The following is a 21,794-nucleotide window of genomic DNA, read 5'->3' on the forward strand; positions in this document are numbered from 1 at the left end:
TTTGCGGGCGCCATGCGTCAATCAGCCGGCTCTGCTGGCACCCGCTCCCGCCCCTTGAACGCCAGCGAAAAACAAAAAAAGATCACCAGCGCAAACCCCGCCGGAAACAACCAGATGCTGCGCCAGTCATGGCTGCCACCCGCCGCCACATAGTGGTCGGTCACCTGCCCTGCCACCCAGAACCCAATCAACATGCCCACACCGTACGTAGCCAGGGTAATCAGCCCCTGCGCCGAGCTCCTGAAGCGCTCCGGCGCTTTCGCGTCGGTGTAGATCTGCCCCGAGACAAAGAAGAAGTCATAGCAGATGCCATGCAGCGCAATCCCGGTAAACAGCATGAAGGCCAGCTCGCCATTATTGCCGTAGGCGAACAGCGCATAGCGCAGCGCCCACGCCAGCATGCCCACCAACAGGGCGACCTTGATGCCAAAACGCTGGATGAACAGCGGCAATAGCAGCATGAACAGCACCTCGGACACTTGCCCAATGGCCATTTTTGCCGTGGGGTTGGTCACGCCGATTTCCGCGAGAAACGGGTTGGCGTTCTGGTAGTAGAACGCCAGGGGAATGCAGATCAGGATCGAGGCGATGAAGAACACCAGGTAGCTGCGATCCTTGAGCAACCCCAGCGCATCCAGCCCGAGCAGTTGCTTGATATCACCCTTGCCCGCCTCGGCTTTCAAGGGCGCGGTACGCGGCAAGGTGAAGCTGTAGAAACCCAGCACCACTGACGCGATGGCAGACATCAGGAAGGTGTTGCGCAACGCGCCCGTGGTGATCGACTGCTGCGAATCCCAGGCGAACACAAAGCTGATCACCAGCCCCGCAACAATCCAGCCCAGGGTGCCCCACACACGGATGCGCGAAAACTCCTGGGCCGGGTCGCTCATTTGCCGGAAGGCCACCGAGTTCACCAGTGCCAGGGTCGGCATGTAGATGACCATGTATGCCAGCACGTAGGGATAAAAGCCGACGAAGTCCGGCGCGCGGTACAGCTGGTACAGCAGCACCGCGCCGATCAGGTGCAGCACCGCCAGGATGCGCTCGGCGTTGAAGTAGCGGTCGGCGATCAGGCCGATGATAAACGGGGCGATGATCGCCCCCCACGACTGGGTGGAAAACGCCATGCCGATCTGCCCGCCGCTGGCCCCCAGGTTGCTGGCGAGGAAGGTGCCGAGGGTGACGAACCAGCCGCCCCAGATGAAGAATTGCAGGAACATCATGACGCTCAGTCGCGCTTTCATTGTGGTCACCGTTTTATTGTTATTTTGGGGCAGAGGCGCTGTTCAGGCGTCGGGCAGGCCCAGCAGCCGTCGGTTGGATTGCTCGTCGGATGTCACGCCGGCGAAGTCATCGAATGCCTTGCTGGTCTTGCGGATCATGTGCTGGCGGATGTACTCCGCCCCTTCTGCCGCGCCTTGTTGCGCGTCCTTCAGGCAACACTCCCACTCCAGCACGGCCCAGCCGTGGAAGTCGTACTGGGTGAGCTTGCTGAAGATCGATTTGAAGTCGATCTGGCCATCGCCCAATGAGCGAAAACGGCCAGGGCGGTCGACCCATCCTTGGTAGCCGCCATACACGCCGGAGCGCGCGTCGGGGCGAAACTCGGCGTCCTTGACGTGGAACATGCGGATGCGCGCGTGGTAGCGGTCGATGAAGCCCAGGTAATCCATTTGCTGCAGCAGCAGGTGGCTGGGGTCGTAGAGAATGTTGGCCCGGGGATGGTGGTCGACGGCTTCGAGGAAGCGCTCGAAAGAGGCGCCGTCGTGAAGGTCTTCGCCGGGGTGGATTTCGTAGCACAGGTCGACGCCGGCCGCCTCGAAGCAATCGAGAATCGGCAGCCAGCGCTTGGCCAACTCGGCAAAGCCTTGCTCCACCAGGCCGCTGGGGCGTTGTGGCCAGGGGTAGATGTACGGCCAGAGCAGCGCGCCGGAGAAGGTCGCGTGGGCCGTCAAGCCAAGGCGCTGGCTGGCGCGGGCGGCGAGTTTCAATTGGTCGATGGCCCACTCGGTCCGTGCCTGGGGCTGGCCGCGCAGATGGGCCGGGGCGAAGTCGTCGAACAGCGTGTCGAATGCCGGGTGCACGGCCACAAGTTGGCCCTGCAGGTGGGTCGATAGCTCGCTGATTTCGACGCCGGCATGGGCGCAGGTCGCCTTGAGTTCATCGCAGTAGGCCTGGCTTTCTGCAGCGCGGGCCAGGTCAATGTAGCGGGTGCCAAGTGTGGGCAACTGGATCGCCTTGTAGCCCTGGTACGCCGCCCATTGGGCGATGTTGGCCAGGGTGTCGAAAGGCGCTTCGTCCGAGATGAACTGGGCGAGAAAAATGCCTGGGCCGCGCATGTCTGTAGTCTCCTTCATGGGTGGTTCGCCAGGGTGGTCCACTTCGCCTCGCCGCGATGGTTGGCGATCACGGCTTCGATAAAGGCCATGCCGCGCACGCCGAGTTCGATGCCGGGTACGCCAACGGCCTCGGTGCCCTGGCGAATGGCCTTGGCGAAGTCGCGGTAGAGGTTGGCCATGGCTTCCAGGTAACCCTCGGGATGCCCGGCGGGCAGGCGCATGCGCTGCAATGCCGCGTCGCACAGCCAGGGCTGGCCGACGCCGGAACGCAGGATGCGCAGCGGTTGGTCGAGGGAACGATGGATCAGACTGGCGGGTTCTTCCTGGCGCCATTCCAGGCCGCCCTTGTCGCCATAAAGGCGGATCTTCAGCGGGTTCTCTTCACCGGCACACACTTGGCTGGCGATCAGCACGCCGCTGGCGCCGGAGGCCATCTTGAACAGCATGGCGGCATCGTCATCCAGTTGCCGACCGGGTACATGGATGCCCAGGTTCGCGCAAAGCTGTTCGATCGGTTGGTCGGCGATGAACTCGGCCAGGGAAAAGGCGTGAGTGCCGATGTCGCCGATGCAGCCGCCCAGTCCCGACAGCTCGGGCCGGCTGCGCCAGTCCGCCTGTTTGTTGCCCTGCCCGGCCACGTCCTGGCTGAGCCAGCCTTGTGGGTACTCGACGATCACTTTGCGCAACGCGCCGATCACGCCATTGCGCACCATGTCGCGGGCCTGCCACACCATCGGGTAACCCAGGTAGGTGTGTGCCAGCCCATAAAGCCCGGAACTGTTTTTGACAACGTCTGCCAGCGCCTGCACTTCAGCAAGATTGAGCGCGGCCGGCTTCTCGCTGAACACGTGGAAGCCCGCCTGCAGCGCCTGGGTCGCAATCGGTGCATGCAGATGATTGGGGGTGACGATCACCAGCAGCTGCATGCGCTGCTCGGCCGGGAGCGCCTGTTCGCCGGCGAGCATCTGCTGCCATTCGCTGTAACAGCGGGACGCGGGCAGGCCCAGCGCATTGCCGGTGCTCCGGTTGTTCTCGGGCTCACGGCTGAAGGCACCGCACACCAGTTCATAACACCCATCCAGCCCCGCCGCCTGGCGGTGAGCCTGGCCGATGAAGGCGCCTTCGCCGCCGCCAACAAAGCCCATTCTTATTTTTTGCACAGCAACCGTCATCGCAAGTCTTCTCTTTATGGGCAATTACCGATCATGATGTAACCGGTTACATCGTGCCGGAAATTTAGGCCTGGTTGCTCGCGGTGTCAAACCCCGACTGCGGTAAACTTGCAGGCTGCTGTTCTGAAAACGAGGTGGTCTTGTCCAATATTCGTGAAGTCGCCCGCCTGGCCGGGGTCTCGGTGGCCACCGTGTCCAGAACCCTGGCCAGCCCTGAACGCGTGTTGCCCGAGACCCGCGACAAGGTCAACGCCGCCGTGGAACAGACCGGCTACCGGCCGAACCGCATGGCGGTGCAATTCCGTTCGCGGCGCACCGGCAACCTGGTGATCCTGGTGCCGGCGATTGCCAACACGTTTTTCGCCCGGGTCATCAGCGGTGCACAGCAAGCGGCGCAGGCATCGGGTTATCGGTTGCTGTTGTGCGACACCCGGGGCCAGGCAGAAATCGAAAAACAGTTCGCCGAACTGGTCCACGCCCATCAGGCCGACGGTGTGATTCAGTTGCGGGCCTCAGACCCATTCAGCGACTGCAGCGACTCACCGCCACTGGTGAACGCCTGCGAGGTGATCCAGGACGGTCGCCACCCCACCATCAGCCTCGACAACCGTGGCGCCGCCCGGGCTATGACCCAGCACTTGATCGACCTCGGCCACCGCCGCATCGGCTTGATCAAAGGCCCGAAAAGCAGCCCACTGACCCGTGACCGCGTGGCCGGTTATGAAGATGCCTTGCTCGCGGCGGGCATCCCCCGCGACCCGGCGCTTATCTGCCACGGCGACTTCACCCTGCACGCCGGTTTCGAGGGCGCAGGCAACATGCTCGCCCTGCCCAAGCGGCCCACTGCGCTGTTCTGCGAGAACGACGAAATGGCCATCGGCGCCTTGAAGCGCATCAAGCAACAGGGCCTGCGCGTGCCCCAGGATATTTCCCTGGTGGGCTTTGATGACATCCCCTTCGCGGCCTACTGCGACCCGCCCCTGACCACCATTGCACAGCCTGCCGAAATCTTCGGCCGCAAGGCGGTCGAGATGCTCATCGCACTGATCGAGAAAACGCCGCTGTCGGAGCGTCAGGTTGTAGTGCCGTTCGAACTCACAGTACGCGGCAGCACGGCAGCGCCCCACACTCAATAGTGCGCCACATCCGACACCTGGGTATCCAGCACATCCCCCGCCAATGCCCAGGCCTGATCCGTGGATTCCACCACCAGCAACGGGTAGCCCCACGCCTTGCCGAACATCACGGCAAACGGCTTGAGCGCCAGGCGCTTGGCTGCGCTGGGCTCCACCTGGATCATGCCTTTGACGAAAGTACGCAGGGCCACCTTGTGCTTCTTCATCCAGATCGAGGCCTGTTTGCGTTCTTCGTGTGAATGCTCGTGAGTGCTTTCATCCACGGCTTTCTCGTGCAGCAGGACGAAGGGTTCCTCGCGCTGCAACAAGGCCTCGAATGCGCCAAAGGTATCTTGCGGGGGAGTGTCGCTGGGGGCGTCAAACACGATTTTCACCACGGGGAATGTTGAACTGTCGAGTTGCATGGGAAGCTCCTTTAACGAGAATGTTTCTCATGATAGCCATGCCATCACTGGACGCCATTGCACAGAATGGCCAGAATGTTTCGCATTCCAGCCAAGACGCCGCGCCGCCATGTACAACCACCGCCTCGAAACCCGTGACCCCTTGCGCCCGGCCCTCGCCGATGCAATTCCCCGTGCGGTGGTTGCAGTGAGCGCTTCAAGCACCTCTGCGAGTTGGGAGCACGCACCGCACCAGCACCGCAAGGGCCAGTTGATGTACACATTGCGCGGGGTGATTCATTGCGTCATCGAAGAAGGTATCTGGATCGTGCCCCCCCAGTGCGCGTTGTGGATTCCGGGCGGCCTTTCCCATGCCGCGCGCGGGTCGGGGGCAGCGGATATCTACTGTCTGTTGGTCGACCCCGACGCTGCCGGCGCCCTGCCCCGGCAATGCTGCACCCTGGCGGTATCGCCGTTGTTACACGAATTGATCAGCAAGGCCGTCAGCTTCCCACCGCTGTACGACACCGAGGGCGCCCAGGGCCGGTTGGTGGCCACGCTGCTGGACGAACTGGCACTGGCACCGGTGGAGGCCCTGCACCTGCCCATGCCCCGGGACACTCGGCTGCGGCGCCTGGCCGACAGTTTGCTGGCCAACCCCAGCGACAAGGCCACCCTGGGCGAATGGGCCGTACGCATCGGCATGAGCGAACGCAGCATGACGCGCTTGTTGCTGGAGGAGATCGGCCTGAGTTTCGGCCGCTGGCGCAGGCAACTGCATGTGATCCTGTCACTGCAGCGCCTGGCGAAAGGCGAAAGTGTGCAGACGGTGGCGCTGGACCTCGGCTATGAAAACGCCAGCGGCTTTATCACCATGTTCCGCAAGGCCATCGGCCAACCGCCGGCGCGCTACCTGGCCGACCGCGCGAGCATCCCCCAGCACACGACGCCCGCTATCGCCTTGCTGGATTATTATAAATAGTCACGTATAAGCATTTTTAGAGCTAAGGGACTAGAAGGCTTAAATCATTCCAGCCAAAAAAAATCAACCCGCCTAAAATACTTATCGCACACTAAAAAATTTGCACTAGCATATGAGTACTCCGGTCCACAAACCCGCTCTCAACACCCGCCTGAAATCCGCCTTACCCCCCGCAAATAAAGTGCCGAATGTTAAAATTTGTCACGTTTTGGCGTATTCAATTCGATTAACATCTAAACGCCTGCAGCGATTGAATTGACGGCCTCGCATGCCGGAAAAGGGAGCAACGTGATGCATTTTTCCAACGTCCTCGCTATTGCACGGACCCCATCGAAATCCGAGGACTTCAGCGAGCTTATAGTTCGTACTGTACCGAAAAATCTAAAAGTCGATACACGCTCCTACGGCCAACTAATCGGTCCCTATGCAAGCCATGGACATTACCGTGCCATCATCATAGAGATCGACACCCCCTCTGCCAGCACCCAAACGCTGGACATCATTAAAAAAACCAGATCGGAAAATCCTGGCAGCACCATTTTCCTGGTTGTCACCTTCGCCACTACACTAAGCAAAACCAAATATTATCTCGCAGGCGCCGATTACTGCATAAAGGTCGTCGAGAGCTCGCCCGAGAAAAAACTTGCCCTGTTTGCCGCGTTCCTCAGCGAGACATACTGGCTAAGTAATACTGATTTGCTACTCGATCAGGACCGCATGTGCATCTACGGGGGTGGCAAAAAGCTCGAAGTGTCCTTTGTCGAAATGAAAGTACTGGAAGCGCTCATTCATAATCGATTGCTCAGCCATGATGAAATTGCCGTGGTAATGGGGCTGAATCCCCGATTTTATGATTCAAGGGCCCTCGAAAAATCGATTAGCCGGTTACGTGGCAAAATAAAATCACATTACGGAAGCAATATAATCCAGAGCATTCGCGGTTACGGCTACAAACTAAGCAGAGGGCTGGCTTCGGTTAATCATATCCACCCCGTCAGGGAGCGGTCGAACCGTGAATAGCGGAACCTTATTACGTGAGGCGTCAGCCTGCTTCACCTTTTCGCGGCAAGCGATACTTGAACGAAGTTGCACGCTATGGGGCAGTGAGATCCGCGTCCACGCCGAGCCTGCGCTCGACAGCCCGCGTGATGACGCCTGCCCGTTTTATTCCGAACAACTTAAAGACGCCTACAGCGAAGCCCTGCAACATGCCAGGCCGAGTTCATTTGCCCGCACAAGTAAACGTTTGCGCGCGGATAAAAGCCCGGGCCTCCACAAGTTTTTCCGAGTTGAGCAATCGCTGTTGATGAATGAGGACCTGCTCAAGGAAATTATCGATACTTCACACACGCTGGAAAAAAACAGACAACAACTCATTGTCAGCGTTGAAAATACACTGGACACCCTTCCGGGCCCGCTGGAACGCCGGAGCATGATCCGTCAACTGTATAGCCTGAAAGACCAGAGCAACCTGAAGCTTGCCTATAACAATTACACATTAAATACAAAAAACACCGACCTGCTGATCGACTTGAGTCTTTATGACTATATAAAAATGCCTTTTCCAGACTCGGCCCTCAGGCTCAGTCTGAACACCCGCTCGGGCCTGTTCGACCGGCTTTACGACCAGATGCTGGGGCTGATGAGCACCACCCGGGTCTCCTTCATCGCCGACAACGTCGAGCACGCCGACAGCGCACTTCTCGCCAGACGCTTGCCTTTTGACTATTTTCAGGGCCCCTACTTCTCCCCTGCTGATAGTTTATGAACCCCCGTACTTTCCTGGAATCGGTGAATGCCATGAGTTCTCTCAAGAAACACACATTTACATCGACGTACCCGTCAATCGCACTGCACGATTTCACGCCAAATGTGGCATTTTTACATTACGACGTCGACAGCGGGCCGCTGATCGAAACCGTGGAAAAAACATCGGACGCTTCGACCAGTTCCTACGCCGTTACCAAAGAGCAGAATTTCAACCTGTGGCTCAGTAACTATGTCGCCGCCAAAAGACTTTACGAAGCCAGTAATCGGCTGACCCGACAACTTTACGACGCATCAAAAAAACCTAACATCACGGCTCTAAAATCAGACGTCACACACACGGACCTGAATAACACCACCGCGGAAACAGTTAACTCATCCTCTGCATTACGCGGCCCCGATGTCTGGCTACTTACCCAGCAAGATCGTGCGCTGGTGAAAGGTGGGCTACGCATTTCCTTGACCACTATTGAGTCGGCATTGATCAAGAAAATGTTGAACCATGAAGAACGTGTGGTGAGCAAGGAAGAACTTATCCGCAACATCGGACGTGAGCCCGACCTCTATCGCGGGCTTGAAATGTGCCTTAGCCGATTGCAGGACAAGTTCAAGCGCGTGAATGATGGCGAACGCCTGTTCCGCGCGGTGCGTAACCGTGGCTACTGCCTGACACAAAAAATAAAAAGCCCGCTGAGCAGTCGCGCGAACGTCACAGAACAATAATTATTTCATAAAAATTACAATTCACCCTGCCTATTAGAACGCCTTTCTATCTGCCATTTTATAACAACATGACCGCGTTATAAGTCGTCAGCCATTGCTCCCTGCCATTTATTACTATCAATACGCACGCCTACGCGTGCGCCTGCCATTTGATAGTCATTAAAACCACGCCTCGCTTTAACCTGCCAGCACGTGAGTGGATACCACAGGGAGCAGAAGTATGCTTAACAACAGAAGAATGCATCGTAACCTTACACCCAAAGGCCTGACCTTTTGGGGACAGTGGGCAATTGCCCTGAGTGTGGTCGTTGTACTTTTGTTTTCACTGGTACTTTTCAAGACCGGGCAATTGGAATCCCACTACCGGATATTGGCAGCCATTACAATACTGGCCTCTATACCGGCCTACATGTTATGTGACGTCTATAGCAAAAAAGATGACTTTTTTGTTGGGCTGGGACGATTATTCACCGGCTGGTTATTGACCCTGGGCATATTGTTCGCGGTCGGCATAGCCTGTAATGCCAGTTCGCTGTTTCCCATCGAGATCCTGCTACTCTGGGCTGCTGTCAGCTATCCAATACTAGCCCTTTGCTACATTCCCATTCACAGTCTATCCAGGTACTACCACCGGCAACTACATGAGCGCCAGAAATCGCTGATTATTGGTACGGGAAAACTTGCAACCGACTTGGCCAATACTCTCGCCAGGCAAAAACGCTCCCCTCTGGTCGGTCTCGTAGGTCCCCGCACCACCTCCCCCCAGGCCGGCACCCAGCCTCAGATCCTCGGTGACTTGCCCGATCTTCCCGCGCTGATCCGCCAGCACGGTATCCGCCGCCTGTACATCACTCACTCTCTCCAGGAAGCGACCCACATCGAGGCGCTGTACCTCAACCTGTTGGAGATCAGCGTGGACGTGATCTGGGTGCCCGACCTCAACAACATGCTGCTGCTCAACCACAGCGTGGCCGAGGTGGATGGATTGCCCGCGATCTTCCTCAATGAAAGCCCGCTGACCAGCCGGCCGACCGCAGCACTGAGCAAGTCGCTGCTGGACAAGAGCCTGGCCCTGTTGGCGATCATCCTGCTCAGCCCGTTGCTGCTGCTGTTCGCCCTGCTGATCAAACTCACCTCTCCCGGCCCGGTAATTTTCAAGCAGGATCGTCACGGCTGGAACGGCGAGGTGATCAAGGTCTGGAAGTTCCGCTCGATGCGCGTGCATGACGACCACGAAGTGCGCCAGGCGAGCCGCAACGACTCACGCATTACCCCCGTAGGGCGCTTTATCCGCCGCACCTCCATCGACGAGCTGCCCCAGCTGTTCAACGTGCTGCAAGGGCATATGGCACTGGTCGGCCCACGCCCGCATGCCGTCGCCCACAATGACTACTACTCGGGCAAGATTCGCGCGTACATGGCGCGGCATCGCATCAAGCCCGGCATCACCGGCCTGGCGCAGGTCAATGGCTGCCGGGGTGAAACCGAGACCCTGGAGAAGATGCAGCAACGCGTCGATATCGACCTGCGCTATATCAACAACTGGTCGCTGTGGCTGGACATCAAGATCCTGTTCAAGACGCCGTTTACCCTGTTGTCCAAAGACATCTACTGACCCCGCCCTTCCCCGTGCCGCTGCATCGGCGGCGCGGGGCACCAGGCGCGCTTTGCGCCCTCCCCGCCACCACTCCCCGCAAGGCGCAACGATAGCGCCCACAGCAACGCCCGGCCCGGGCCATTCGCATAGTCATCAAAGAGGAAAGTCAGGCAAGTGTTGCGCGCCGGCATTGCACCTGGCGCTGTAGCGTTCGGCGTGGCGACTGCCCGGCGCATTCAACGCCGGGCAGTCGACAACCTGGTCGGCAGATGCCGCACCGTCACTCGGTGATCTTCTCGAAGTTGTTGTAGAACAACTCGCTGTCACGCCCGTCGGTCATGGTCTGCAGCGAATAGCCGCGGTTCAGGCGTGCGCCGCCGTCACGGGTCAGTGGCGCCCATACGACGTTGGCCCGACGCATCGTCGAGGTGCTCATCAATTCGTCGAAGGGGACGGAAATATAGATACCCTTGTCGAAGCTGCCTTCGCCATATTCTTCCTTCGAGGCGGTGGTCAGCGTCACCCAGCCACCAAACTTCACGCCGTTCTTGAACTGGCGCGAGATGTCGACGGTGGTGCCCCAGTCCCGCGCCAGGTAACGCCCCACACTGACGGCGGCCAGGGTGTCATAGGGCAGCTCGGTATAGCTGGTGACATGGCCGGTGATGGTCTGGTAATCCCGCAGGCCGAAGCCCTGGTTGAAATCACGCTGGCGCACGAAGTTCATGTCTGCGCCCACTGACCAGTGCTTGCCCGCCGGCCGGAACAACACCTCGCCGCCCACCCCGGCGTACATGGACTCCAGGTAGCCGCCGTAGACCATGCCATACAGGTCGCGGTCCAGGCGCTGCGCATGGTTGACCTGGAAGTTCGGCATCGTCACATCGGACGTGGTCATGTATTGGCGCAGGTCGGTGCGTACTCGCGGCAACCCGCTGGGTGCGTCGTAGGTGAACTTGTCGTAGTTGTTCAGCAGGTTGGCGCTGAGCAAGCCGCTCCACCAGGTATTGCGGGTAAAACGGTACTCCGCGTCGGCGTCGGCAGTGAACTGATAAAGCAAGCCGTCGGGGCCACCGATGTTCTGCTTGTAACCCAGGCCGAGGCCATAGTTGAACGGCTCGGATTGTCTGCTGTAGAGCGTGGTTTCCCGATGGGCAACCGCCGGATTGACCTCGGTATTACGGTGCAGGTCCGTCAACGGTTGCTGGTTGTTCACCACGGCGCGGAAGGTGGCACGGGGCACGCTGGTTTCTTCGATGGGCATGTCATAGCGCTTGTTCACCAGGGTGAACCAGTCGATATCCTGATTGGCGCTGTTGTCGAGAATCCGGCTGGCGCGTCCCACGGCCTTGGCTGAATAGAAGTAGCGTTGCTGCTCGCCATACACCATCAATTCCGAGCCGCGCCGGGCAATGCGCTCCACCTTGTAGCCGGCATTCTGCTGCAGCCTGTCGGCGACGTTGGCCCAGTTGACCTGGTCGGCCGGGGTGGTGGGCATGCGCGCCGGCAACGGTTCGGCGGGCGGGTCATAGGTCTTGACCGGTGCCTTGCGGCTGACAAAGTTGGTGTGCAGGGTGATGCCGAACATCGCGGTATTCCCGCGTTCCCAGGCCGCACTCAGGTCGACGCTGTCAGCCAGCTTATAGACCACGCCAATGTTTACCGGCGAGTCCTGCTTGATCGGGTTGTCCAACGGCTCGTGCTTGTAGTCATTGCCCTCGTATTCGAGTTTCAGGCTCAGGGGTTCCCAGGGCGTTTGATAGGCGATCCCGCCGAACAACGAAGGGCGGCCCCTGAAATAGGCGTTGGAGTTCACGTCCCCTGCCCTGGCGACGACCGCAGTGCTCTTGGGCCGGTCGTTGAACTTGCTGCCGAACACCGACAGCGGGTTGCCGAAGTCGCCTCGGTTTCCCAGGTAGCCCCAGGCGATGCCTAGGCTGAAATCCAGGTTGCCGTGGCGCTTGTTGGCGACAAAGTATTCGCTGGAAAACAGCCCGGTACCGCCGATGTCCCGGGCACCGAAAGCCACCTGCGGTGCCCACCGGCTTTCCTCCCAGAGCCGCGCCTTGAAGTCGATGGCCTTGTCCTTGAAGCTCTGGCTTCCGCTCAACGCCTCGGCGCCGTACCTGCGGTTGCTGATGGCGGTATAACGAAACGAACCCTCCAGCCAATCAAACGGTTGCAGGGAAAAGCTGTAGCGCGAGTAGGGATCGGTGCGGTTGGCGTTGGCGCTCAACTCTCCCGCCGGGGCCATGCGTGCGGTGGGGGTCTGTAGCAGGCCCACGCCGCCGAAATCATTTTGGGTGTAACGGGGGTCACCGTGAGCCAACCCGCAAGGCAACAGCAGTACAGCCGCAAAACGTAAATTCAAGGGTTCACCTCAGCCAACGGTTGAGTGGCGAAAAACTCGGCCAGTTGTTGGTTGAGATCAGGGGTCGGCGTCTCAAGGTCGTCGCTGCGGATCGGCACCAGGATCCTGCTGCCGGGGGCCGCCACCACGCCGTCCTCGCGATTCCACGCCGCCACGCCCACGCGCCGTACCTGGCCGTCGGGCTGGATCAGCCACAGGTCATCGCGCTCGGCGTCATCGAGGACCGTGCAGTCGCCAACATAATCCCGCACCTCGCGCATGGCCCGGTACGGCACATCACAGGACTGCGCGACCGCCCCGAGCACCTGCACGGTGGACGGCCTCACGGGGTAGACCAGCCGGTCCCCGTCATCCAGCAATGCGTTGCGCGCGAACCCCGTCTCCACGGCGATCGGGTCCAGCACTTGCACCTGGCGGCCGGTGACCGGCAACTGTTCGACCTGTCGATACAGACGCGCACTCAAGTCCGCCCGGGAGCCACGGTCATCCAGCAAGGCCCCTCGTTGCAGCAGTTTCAGATCGAACAAAACCCCTGCCTTCAAGCGTTCCTGCGTGCTCACCAACGACTGGTGCAGCCACGCGGCGCCCAACCAGTAGCTTTCTGCATTGGGTTGGGCCACACGAATAACGTCCAGCAAACGCGCCCCCGGCTTGACCTCGAAGGCGCCAGGGCTGCGCACATCGCCACTGACTGTAACGGCCGCCTGGCCAGTGCCGGGGCCGATCAGCAACAGGCCCAGCCATAAAAGCTTCGAACACTTCATCGGGCTGCCTCCCGGTCGGGACGCAACTGCACGATTTTCAGGGCCAACCGGGGCGTCAAATGCTGCTCGCTGCGCCAGATGAAACCATCCTGCGGGTCGACCCAATAATGGTTGGTGGCGCGGAAATTCAAGGTGGGAGCGTCCACCTGCTCGTCGATGCGCAGCAAGGCGTAATCCTTGTCCAGAATGCGGAGGGTCTCGATACCGTGGCTGCTGAAACGGCTGTTGACCGCGATACCGATTCGGTTGCCGTCGTAGAGGTCGATCCAGCGTGTGCCGGTGTAACCGTCGGGCAGATGCTGGAGCCCGCGCTTGAACGGCGATTCGCCACTGAAACGCGTGCCATCCAGGGAAACACCCAGCCCGACAGTGCGTACCACCAGGCCGTCACGCATCATCACCACTTGCTTGCCGGAAGCGACCCAGAACTGCAGGTCGCCCCGGCGCCGGGCCATGGCCATCACGCCCTCGCTGACGGCGGTGGTGACCAGGATCTGCGGGTATGGCACCGCGTCGACCTGGGCGCGGGTCACGTTGATCGGGGCCGGGCCCGTCACAGAAGTTTCGAGGGTGTACCACGACGCCCTCATCAACGGGTTACACCCGCACAACAAGAGCGCCATCGACAGGCAGGCGCTGGTAGGCAACATTTTCACCACGGGATAACGCCTTATCTGCTGTTGACTTCACTGAGGTCATTGGCCGATCGGGCACCAATCCCAATGGCACTGGCCGTCGGCAGCAACTGGCTGATCAGGCGGTTCCAGCGCGTCACGCCGGCCGGCCCGACGTACACGATGTCCTGGGGTTGCAAGTCGAACCGGGTGGCCAGCACCAGCGCGGAAGGTGATTGGGCATCGAGTTGGAACACCTTGGCCGGTTCGGCTTCCAGGTTGTCCACGCCGCGAATCACATAGACCGCATTGCCATTGGAAGTGGTCTGGTTCAAGCCGCCTACGGTACCCAGGGCATCGGTCAGGTTGATCGACTTGCCCTTGAAGCTCAGGGCCCGGGGCTGATTGACTTCGCCCATCAGGTAGACACGTTTCTGGTCGTTATAGGGCAGGTACAACCGGTCGCCGCCCTTGAGGTAGATGCCCTGCAGTTGCGAGCCCTGGCGATTGAGGCTGTCCAGGTCAAGCGTGTACTCACGGCCGTCGCGCGTCAGGGTCAGGCTCGAAAGGTCGGCATTCGTGGGGTCGACACCGGCGGCCCCAATGGCCTCGACGGCGCTCAATGGCGTGGTGGTGATCGGCTGTTGCCCGGCCTTGATCACCGCCCCGGTCACCACCACTGTCTGGCTGGCAAACCGCAGGACGCTGACGTCGACCTGTGGGCTTTCAATAAATTGCGACAAGCGCCCGGCGATAAAGGCCCGCAGCTCTTCGATGGTCTTGCCGGCCACCGGGACGTTGCCGATATACGGATAAAACAACGTGCCATCGGGGCGAACCAGGCGCCCGTTGGCGTCGATCTGCTGTTGCGGCCCGGACGGTGCCGTCAACTCGGGATGGTCCCAAACCGTGATAAACAACAGGTCATTGGCACCGACGCGATAGCCACCGGGCACATAAGACAACAGTTCCGCCGGCACCGATTCACGAACATGCGTGGCGGCATCCATGGCAATCAATTTGGGGGTGATGGGAATCAACTCTACCCGAGTACTTTCGGGAGAACCCTCACTGGACATTTGACTGGTGTCCATATGTTGACCAGGCGAAAACATGCAGCCGTGCAAGCTGAAACTTGCCAGCAAAAGAACAGGTAACCTACGAATCATAATGGCACTACGCTAGTCGAGGGCGAGTCTAAAAAAGATCACCCAGAAGTTCCGGGTGATCTTGAACAACACACATTGCGGGTTATTAGTTGGTACCGGTGGTACCGCCTGTACCGGTGGTGCCGCCGGTGCCGGAAGTACCGCCATTGGAACTGCCGCCCGAGTTGGAAGCCGCCGCCGCAGCGCCGACTACCGCGGTACCGACCCCGACGGTTTCACCGAGCGTCACGCCGCCCACGAGCGGGGTGCTCAACGACAGGGGCTCGCTCGCGCCGGCCGCATCGCTCAAGGCCTCGCTCGCGACTTCACCTGCCGCCAATGCCGCAGTACTGCTAAAGGCCAGCACGCCGGCCAACAGTATTTTCCTCATATCAGACTCCTTCTCGATATTTACCCCTTATCAAATAATGCAATAAGGGCGTAGTGATGGAACGGAGATAAACAGGCTATGCAAACTGCGCAAAGATCCTGTTGGATCACGCACTTAACCTCCTCGAAATCATCTCACTTGTGGATAGCTCAAACCACCAATGTTAATAATCGTCAGGATTAAACAACGGGGCGTACCGATAACCCGCGACCAATACCGTAATACTCGAAACCATTGGCTTTCATACGCTGCGGATCAAATATATTGCGGCCGTCAAAGATCACCGGCGTGCTCAGTTTTTCTTTTATCAAGTCCAGGTCCGGGGCCTTGAACTCCCGCCATTCGGTCACGATCACCAGCGCATCGGCACCTTGCAACGCCGCTTCCTTGGTGCCCATCAGCAACAGGTCTTCGTTCATCCCGTAAATGCGCTGGGTCTCGGCCATCGCTTCGGGGTCGAATGCCTGGACCCTGGCACCCACGCTGCGCAGTTGTTCGATCAACACGCGGCTCGAGGCTTCGCGCATGTCATCCGTATTGGGCTTGAAGGCCAGGCCCCAGATGGCGAAGGTCTTGCCCTCCAGCTGGCCGCCGAAGTGGTGGTGAATATGCCCGAACAGGTGCTGCTTCTGGCGCTTGTTGACTTCCTCGACGGCAGACAACAGCGTTGCCTGATAGCCGATCGACGACGCGGTGCGCTCCAGCGCCTGCACATCTTTCGGGAAGCACGAGCCGCCATAACCGCAGCCTGGGTAGATAAAGTCGTAGCCGATCCGTGGATCGGAGCCAATGCCTTTACGAACCGCCTCAATGTCGGCGCCCAAGCGTTCGGCGAAATTGGCCATTTCATTCATGAAGGAAATCTTGGTGGCCAGCAGGCAGTTGGCCGCGTACTTGGTCAGCTCGGCACTCCTGATGTCCATCGTGATGATCTTTTCGTGGTTGCGGTTGAAGGGTTCATACAGCTCCCGCATGCGGTCCACGGCGTAACTGCTGTCGCTGCCGATGATGATCCGGTCGGGCCGGGTGCAGTCGGCGACCGCCGAACCTTCCTTGAGGAACTCGGGGTTCGAGATCACGTGGAACTCCACCTCGAGCCCCCGCGACGTCAACACCTCGGACACCTTCGCCCGGACCTTGTCCGCCGTCCCCACCGGCACCGTGGACTTGTTAACGATAATCTTCGGCTCGGTCATGTTGAGCGCAATGGTCGCGGCAACGGAGAGCACGTACTTGATGTCTGCGCTGCCATCGTCATCAGGCGGGGTGCCCACGGCGATGAACTGCACCTCTCCGTGCCGCACGCCTTGTGCGGCGTCGGTGGTGAAGTGCAAGCGTCCGGCATCGTGGTTCTTCTGGACGAGCGCACTCAGCCCGGGCTCAAAGATCGGAATAATGCCGGCCTTGAGGTTCTCGACTTTAGTCGCGTCCACGTCGACACAACACACCTCATGCCCCGCGTCGGCCAGCACCGCTGCCTGCACAAGACCCACATAGCCGATTCCAAATACAGTTACATTCATTTCAATCTTCCTTTAAACAAGCTCGAGGCGGCCATAGCGGTCTTCAAAGCGGATGATGTCGTCCTCGCCCAGGTACGAGCCCGATTGGACTTCAATCAGCTCCAGCGGGATTCGCCCCGGGTTTTCGAGGGAGTGCACAACGCCAATGGGGATGTAGGTGGACTGGTTCTCGGTCAGCAGCACTTGCTTGTCGGCGATTTGCACATTCGCGGTGCCGGACACCACGATCCAGTGCTCGGCCCGGTGGTGGTGCAGTTGCACCGACAGCTTGTGCCCCGGCTTCACCGTGATCCGCTTCACCTGGTACCGATAGCCCTGGTCCACCGAGTCATATTTGCCCCACGGCCGATAGACTTCGCGGTGGCTGGTGCTCTCGATCCGGTGCTTTTCAGTCAGCTGCGCGACTATTTTCTTGACGTCTTGCGCGTGGTCCTTGGTGGTCACCAAAATCGCGTCGGCGGTCTCGACGACCACCACATCATTGATCCCTGCAACCGTGACCAGGCGATGGCTGGCATGCACATAGCTGTTGGTGACGTCCTGCAGCAGCACGTCACCCTGGGTGCAGTTCTGGTTCTGATCCTTGAGGCCCGCTTCCCACACTGAGTCCCAGGCACCCAGGTCGCTCCACGGCGAATCGAGGATGACCACCGACGCGATGTCGGTCTTTTCCATCACCGCGTAATCGATCGACACGTTGGGCGCGTTCACAAAATCCACCTGGCTGAGCCGGGTGAAATCCTGGTCATGGGCCGCGTTGGAGAGGGACAGTTCTGCGGCCACCATGATCTCCGGGCTCAGGCGCTCCAGCTCGGCCTTCATCACCGAGGCGCGGAACATGAACATGCCGCTGTTCCAGAAGTAGTTGCCTTGTTCCAGGTAGCCTTGCGCGGTCGCCAGGTCGGGCTTTTCCACGAAGGTATCGACATGCGCGGCGCCGTCCACCGCAGCCGCTTGAGTACGGATATAGCCGTAGCCGGTCTCCGGCTTGGTGGGCACAACCCCGAAGGTGACGATCTTGCCTTTGTTGACTTCCACCTTGGCCAGCGTCAAGGCCGCATTAAAGGCTTGGGTATCGCCGATCACATGGTCCGCCGCCAGCACCAGCAGGATCGGATCGTCCCCATCCGCCAGCGCCGACAGGGTTGCTGCCGCAATCGCCGGGGCGGTGTTGCGGGCGGTCGGCTCAAGGAGGATTTTCTGCGGAATCACGTCCAGTGATCGACTTTGCTCGGCCACGATGAAACGGTGTTCTTCGTTGCACACAATGATCGGCGGGCTGACGGTCTCGCCCTCTATCGACAGGTTCTTGATGCGATCCAAGGTGGCTTGAAACAAACTCAAGTCACCGTGCAGCGCAATAAACTGCTTTGGTTTAAGCGCTCTTGAAAGCGGCCACAGGCGCGTGCCTGAACCGCCAGACAATATAACTGGGATCATAACGATTACTCGATGATTAAAGGCAATAAGAGCGGATTGACAAACAGCCGAAACTTAAGAAGTGAATGACTTCACATAACTGATCAAGCGGTCCCTTTCGGTAAAGTCCAGTGAACTTTCGGCACTACTGTAGTTAAGCGCCGAATCAATCGCCGAAAAGAACGCATCTTTATCATGGGCGATAAACACAGAGGGAAGGTCTGAAAAGTTTTCGGCGGTGTCGTACTGGTGATTATTGATGTGTTCACCGCGCCGACTGTCGCGCGGGACAATAACAATCGGTTTGCCCAGTTCAAGGGAGCGAATGATATTGCCCATGCCCGCATGGGAAACAATCACCTTTGACGCATTGAAGTTTTTGGAAAACAGCGGCTCGGCGATGGTCTTGTAAGCCGTAATGCGCCCCAGGTCATTTTCGTTATTGCCCACCTGGGCAACAATCGGGACCTGCGGGTTTGCATGACTCCACTCATGCAAGTAGCCGAGCATTCTTTCAAAGGGTGCTTGAGTGCCAACGCTGCAAAATATCATTTATACAATCCTCCCTTTATATTGGGCCCGGCTGTTTTGCGACAGCGTGGGCCACTGGGTCAGCAACTCATCGACAAAATACACAGCGATCCTGCCGGACAACGAGAGCTTCTTGGGATTGGCAATGCTGTCGATCCACAGGGTCTTTTTGCCCATGAGTTTTCCCGCGACCAGCCCCAGCAACCCCGGTGCCGCCCCGGTGGAGATCACGTACCTGGCCTTGCTGCGGTAAACGATCGCAAAGATCTGGCAAAAGCCCTTGATGATCTTCAACGGTTCACTGCGATTAAAGTCCGGGACTTGCGCGAAGGCATGGGTTGGATACTGCGAGCCAATGCTGATATCCACGGTGGCGATGGTAACTTTTTGACCGTCGAAGGCAGGCAGCAACTTGCTCATTTGTACCCAGTGCCCACCTCCAGAACAAATCAATAAAACATCACTTGATTGACTCATGACGGTTCCCTTCCTGTCAGGTGTAATAGACATCATTAAATAGTGGCGGCAGTTCTTAACAGTTGGGCCTGGCCTTTCCAGCGGGTTATTCGCTTGGCTTTGAGCAAGGCCGATTTCTCTTTATAGGTTTCTTGATTGGCGATGAGCTGCGCGACGCCGGCCTTGATGGACAGCGGGTCCAGGGTGTCGACAAACACCGCCGCCTCGGAAAACAACGAGCGCAGTACCGTGGTATTCGAAAGCGCCATCGGCCTGCCGGCGCTGACCGCTTCGTTGGCCACGCTCAGTTGGACGTTGTCGCGGGTGGTCAGGCCGAGCACCACATTCGCGTCGCACAGCAGCTGTTCAAAGGTCGCCTTGCTGAGGAAGCCGGTCAGCTTGATGTTCTCGGGGAGTGACGCCACGAGCTCCTCGGAGAGCTTGCCCTGATGCTTGCCGGTGATCAGGAAGTCGACACCGGGCATTTCCCGGGCGGCGTTGATCACGATCTCGATCGGTTCATCGATATCAAACGAGCACGGAAACAGTACATAGGGTGTCTCGCGCTCACTGGCGGGCGCCGCGTGAAAGTCACACGGCAAGTCTTCCAGGATAAAGATATTGGTGTCCTTGACGCCCAGGCCGGCCAACTCCTCTTTGACTTTAAAATTATGAACGACGACGGCATCGATTCTATTCAACAGCGCTACCGTGCCCGGAAAGCCTATCCATTGTTTGCGCAACAGGCTGTTGTGGGCATCGGCGATAATCTTCAGCCGGCGGTTGAATATAAACTTGTAGGCCAGTGCTATATGCAATACCGGGCTCGGCGGCAACTGCACCCACAGCACGTCAGGCGAACCGGCCAGCAGCGTCTTCAGGGTTTTAAACGACTTGATCAAGTAATCCAGCGGCCGCGCGGATTTCTTCTTGAACTGGTTGGGCAGATGCAGAATGTCATACGCCCAGTATTGCTTCATGGTATCGGCGCGTCGTTGATAGCCAATCCATGCAATCATTAATGATTTCACGTCAGAGTCCTGCATAAATAAAGGTGGGACCAGTGAGATTGCTTACACTGCAAACCAGATCGGAAAGTCGGCGTTGTATCGAATGGTGTTGTTTCTGAAGCGGATATGTTTGGCCGGGTTGCCACCCACGATCGAATACGCTGCAACGTTGCGCGTGACCACACTGCCCGGATAAACAACCGCGCCTGTTCCGATGGTGACGCCTGGCATCACCATCACATTGGGAAAGATCCAGGCATTGTCTTCAATCAACACCGGCTTCCCCACCAGGCAACTCATGGGGTCATCGATATCGTGGCCCAGCGTATAAATCCGGGTGTTATGGGAAATATTGACGTTGTCGCCGATGCGGATGCCCGCCCGGTTATCCAGGTAGCAGTCGTAATTGACCGTGCAGTTTTTCCCGACCGAGAAGTTGCCGAAGGAGAAAAACACCACGTTGCGGTGGATCGTGGTCCGGGCGCCCACCCGGCATCCGGTTGCCCGGAGCAACGCGCGTCGCAGATTGAAAAACAACGCCAGGCTGAGCAGCGTATTGAACAGCGCAACAGCGGCCTTCTTGATGTTCAGCTTCAGGTTCTTCATCTACTCGCCCTGCCCTGAAGTATCCGTTACGCGCTGTGAACTCATCACAAAATTCCTGAAGCGGATATTGGTACTCACCGGCGTGGCGAAAGACGGGTTATTGCCACCGAAGAACGTCGAAAACAGCAAGCCGTCGATGGTGATCTCCGGCGTGTCTCTAAACGTCAGCCCGGTTTCCGAGTGCACCAGCTGGTTGTCGTACCAAATGGAAATCACACCGTCGGCCTGCCCCGGCGTATTCAACTTCACCAGTTGCTCCAACCTGTGCCATTGCCCCACCGTAAAGATCCAGGAACCCAACCCGACTGCCGTGCCCCAGGTTTTACTGGTGGGCAAATACGCGTAAATGGCGCCTGCGCCCTTTTCTTTCCAGATGTAGCGCGTGGAAAAGCCGTCATGGCCGTTCGGTATCTTGCCGCCCGTATTGCCGGTGCCACCGTAGAGGCCCGGGAGCTTGCCGCCTTTTACAAAGTCGAAATTCCTGTCGAACTTCAACTCATAGGTCAGTACCAGGCATTCCCTGCCTGGTTGCGGCAATGGGGATTTGAATTCAATGCCGCCGTAGGGCAACCCGAGGCGCACCATCGAACCCGGGTCATAGGAGCCGGCCGGAAAATGCACGGCAATGTCCTTGATCTTTTGGCTGTAGGCCTTGTTCGTCAGATTGGCCCTGCCCTTTATGCTGCTTTGCGCCTGGGGCCCGTCGGCCATCTGCGAAACGTCCGGCAGTGACGGGTAGATGTTCTTGATGCCTGGCTCGCAACGGTCGTTCAACTCAGATGCGCCGCTGGCAGCCACCTGCAGGGCGAACGCCACAATGAGTAGCGTCGAGGCTGTCTTTTTCACGTCGGTTGCCCCTCCA

The 21,794-nt window shown here is 58.8% G+C and carries 22 protein-coding genes; 6 read left to right on the top strand and 16 right to left on the bottom strand.

Going from position 1 to position 21,794, the window contains the following annotated elements; translation table 11 throughout:
• Nucleotides 1-17 precede the first annotated feature (17 nt).
• Genes HX801_RS10270 through HX801_RS10280 form a run of 3 tightly spaced genes read right to left on the bottom strand, consistent with a single transcriptional unit; the run spans nt 18 to nt 3,484 of the window.
• Complete coding sequence (locus HX801_RS10270; protein WP_177022015.1) at nt 18-1,244, bottom strand: nucleoside permease; 1,227 nt, start codon at nt 1,242-1,244, stop codon at nt 18-20.
• Between the two features lie 42 nt (nt 1,245-1,286).
• Nucleotides 1,287-2,339: a sugar phosphate isomerase/epimerase gene (locus tag HX801_RS10275; protein WP_177022032.1), complete on the bottom strand. Its 1,053-nt coding sequence runs from the start codon at nt 2,337-2,339 to the stop codon at nt 1,287-1,289.
• Between the two features lie 14 nt (nt 2,340-2,353).
• Nucleotides 2,354-3,484 carry a Gfo/Idh/MocA family protein gene (locus tag HX801_RS10280; protein WP_177022033.1) on the bottom strand — a complete coding sequence of 377 codons (1,131 nt, stop codon included), beginning with the start codon at nt 3,482-3,484 and terminating at the stop codon, nt 2,354-2,356.
• A gap of 167 nt (nt 3,485-3,651) precedes the next feature.
• Between HX801_RS10280 and HX801_RS10285 the strand changes: the two genes are divergently transcribed.
• The gene (locus HX801_RS10285) at nt 3,652-4,647 is read left to right on the top strand and encodes a LacI family DNA-binding transcriptional regulator (RefSeq protein WP_008435422.1); all 996 of its coding nucleotides are present in this window, start codon (nt 3,652-3,654) and stop codon (nt 4,645-4,647) included.
• Here the strand turns inward: HX801_RS10285 and HX801_RS10290 are convergent.
• Nucleotides 4,641-5,051, bottom strand: a complete 411-nt coding sequence (locus HX801_RS10290) for a hypothetical protein (protein ID WP_177022016.1) — start codon at nt 5,049-5,051, stop codon at nt 4,641-4,643. The genes HX801_RS10285 and HX801_RS10290 overlap by 7 nt on opposite strands.
• A 109-nt stretch (nt 5,052-5,160) precedes the next feature.
• Here HX801_RS10290 and HX801_RS10295 point away from each other — a divergent pair, with 109 nt between their 5' ends.
• The 5 genes from HX801_RS10295 (at nt 5,161) to HX801_RS10315 (ending at nt 10,117) form a co-directional block, all read left to right on the top strand.
• On the top strand, nt 5,161-6,012 hold the full coding sequence (locus tag HX801_RS10295) for a helix-turn-helix domain-containing protein (RefSeq protein WP_003211383.1): 852 nt from the start codon (nt 5,161-5,163) through the stop codon (nt 6,010-6,012).
• Nucleotides 6,013-6,303: 291 nt separating this feature from the next.
• Entirely contained in the window at nt 6,304-7,032 is a 729-nt protein-coding gene (locus HX801_RS10300; protein ID WP_003211381.1) for a winged helix-turn-helix domain-containing protein, read from the top strand.
• A complete protein-coding gene (locus HX801_RS32000; RefSeq protein WP_008435428.1) occupies nt 7,025-7,780 on the top strand; it encodes an EAL domain-containing protein in 756 nt (251 codons plus the stop codon). Before HX801_RS10300 ends, HX801_RS32000 begins: the two co-directional genes overlap by 8 nt.
• 32 nt (nt 7,781-7,812) lie before the next feature.
• Nucleotides 7,813-8,502: a winged helix-turn-helix domain-containing protein gene (locus tag HX801_RS10310; RefSeq protein WP_003211376.1), complete on the top strand. Its 690-nt coding sequence runs from the start codon at nt 7,813-7,815 to the stop codon at nt 8,500-8,502.
• Between the two features lie 220 nt (nt 8,503-8,722).
• Nucleotides 8,723-10,117, top strand: coding sequence for an undecaprenyl-phosphate glucose phosphotransferase (locus HX801_RS10315; RefSeq protein WP_023658758.1), 1,395 nt, complete (start codon nt 8,723-8,725; stop codon nt 10,115-10,117).
• A 262-nt stretch (nt 10,118-10,379) separates the two neighbouring features.
• Here HX801_RS10315 and HX801_RS10320 read toward each other — a convergent pair whose 3' ends face one another.
• From HX801_RS10320 to HX801_RS10375, 12 genes are all read right to left on the bottom strand, one after another.
• The gene (locus HX801_RS10320; RefSeq protein ID WP_177022017.1) at nt 10,380-12,470 is read right to left on the bottom strand and encodes a YjbH domain-containing protein; all 2,091 of its coding nucleotides are present in this window, start codon (nt 12,468-12,470) and stop codon (nt 10,380-10,382) included.
• Nucleotides 12,467-13,234 carry a capsule biosynthesis GfcC family protein gene (locus tag HX801_RS10325; RefSeq protein ID WP_134326352.1) on the bottom strand — a complete coding sequence of 256 codons (768 nt, stop codon included), beginning with the start codon at nt 13,232-13,234 and terminating at the stop codon, nt 12,467-12,469. The genes HX801_RS10320 and HX801_RS10325 overlap by 4 nt, the downstream gene beginning before the upstream one ends.
• Nucleotides 13,231-13,890 carry a YjbF family lipoprotein gene (locus HX801_RS10330; RefSeq protein ID WP_032899416.1) on the bottom strand — a complete coding sequence of 220 codons (660 nt, stop codon included), beginning with the start codon at nt 13,888-13,890 and terminating at the stop codon, nt 13,231-13,233. Before HX801_RS10330 ends, HX801_RS10325 begins: the two co-directional genes overlap by 4 nt.
• A gap of 14 nt (nt 13,891-13,904) precedes the next feature.
• Complete coding sequence (locus HX801_RS10335) at nt 13,905-15,017, bottom strand: polysaccharide export protein (RefSeq protein ID WP_134326351.1); 1,113 nt, start codon at nt 15,015-15,017, stop codon at nt 13,905-13,907.
• Between the two features lie 85 nt (nt 15,018-15,102).
• Complete coding sequence (locus tag HX801_RS10340) at nt 15,103-15,387, bottom strand: hypothetical protein (RefSeq protein WP_003211359.1); 285 nt, start codon at nt 15,385-15,387, stop codon at nt 15,103-15,105.
• A 179-nt stretch (nt 15,388-15,566) separates the two neighbouring features.
• A complete protein-coding gene (locus HX801_RS10345) occupies nt 15,567-16,910 on the bottom strand; it encodes a UDP-glucose/GDP-mannose dehydrogenase family protein (RefSeq protein WP_003211357.1) in 1,344 nt (447 codons plus the stop codon).
• 12 nt (nt 16,911-16,922) lie between these two features.
• Nucleotides 16,923-18,350, bottom strand: coding sequence for a mannose-1-phosphate guanylyltransferase/mannose-6-phosphate isomerase (locus tag HX801_RS10350; protein ID WP_177022018.1), 1,428 nt, complete (start codon nt 18,348-18,350; stop codon nt 16,923-16,925).
• A 54-nt stretch (nt 18,351-18,404) separates the two neighbouring features.
• Nucleotides 18,405-18,881, bottom strand: coding sequence for a glycosyltransferase (locus tag HX801_RS10355; RefSeq protein ID WP_003211352.1), 477 nt, complete (start codon nt 18,879-18,881; stop codon nt 18,405-18,407).
• Nucleotides 18,882-19,280: a polysaccharide biosynthesis protein gene (locus tag HX801_RS10360; protein ID WP_003211350.1), complete on the bottom strand. Its 399-nt coding sequence runs from the start codon at nt 19,278-19,280 to the stop codon at nt 18,882-18,884.
• A 92-nt stretch (nt 19,281-19,372) separates the two neighbouring features.
• Entirely contained in the window at nt 19,373-20,335 is a 963-nt protein-coding gene (locus HX801_RS10365; RefSeq protein ID WP_177022019.1) for a glycosyltransferase family 1 protein, read from the bottom strand.
• A 54-nt stretch (nt 20,336-20,389) separates the two neighbouring features.
• Nucleotides 20,390-20,932, bottom strand: coding sequence for a DapH/DapD/GlmU-related protein (locus tag HX801_RS10370; protein WP_102368815.1), 543 nt, complete (start codon nt 20,930-20,932; stop codon nt 20,390-20,392).
• On the bottom strand, nt 20,933-21,778 hold the full coding sequence (locus HX801_RS10375; RefSeq protein ID WP_256662413.1) for a polysaccharide lyase: 846 nt from the start codon (nt 21,776-21,778) through the stop codon (nt 20,933-20,935).
• Between the last annotated feature and the right edge of the window lie 16 nt (nt 21,779-21,794).

The organism is Pseudomonas sp. G1002, from assembly GCF_013385455.1.
GTDB lineage: Bacteria > Pseudomonadota > Gammaproteobacteria > Pseudomonadales > Pseudomonadaceae > Aquipseudomonas.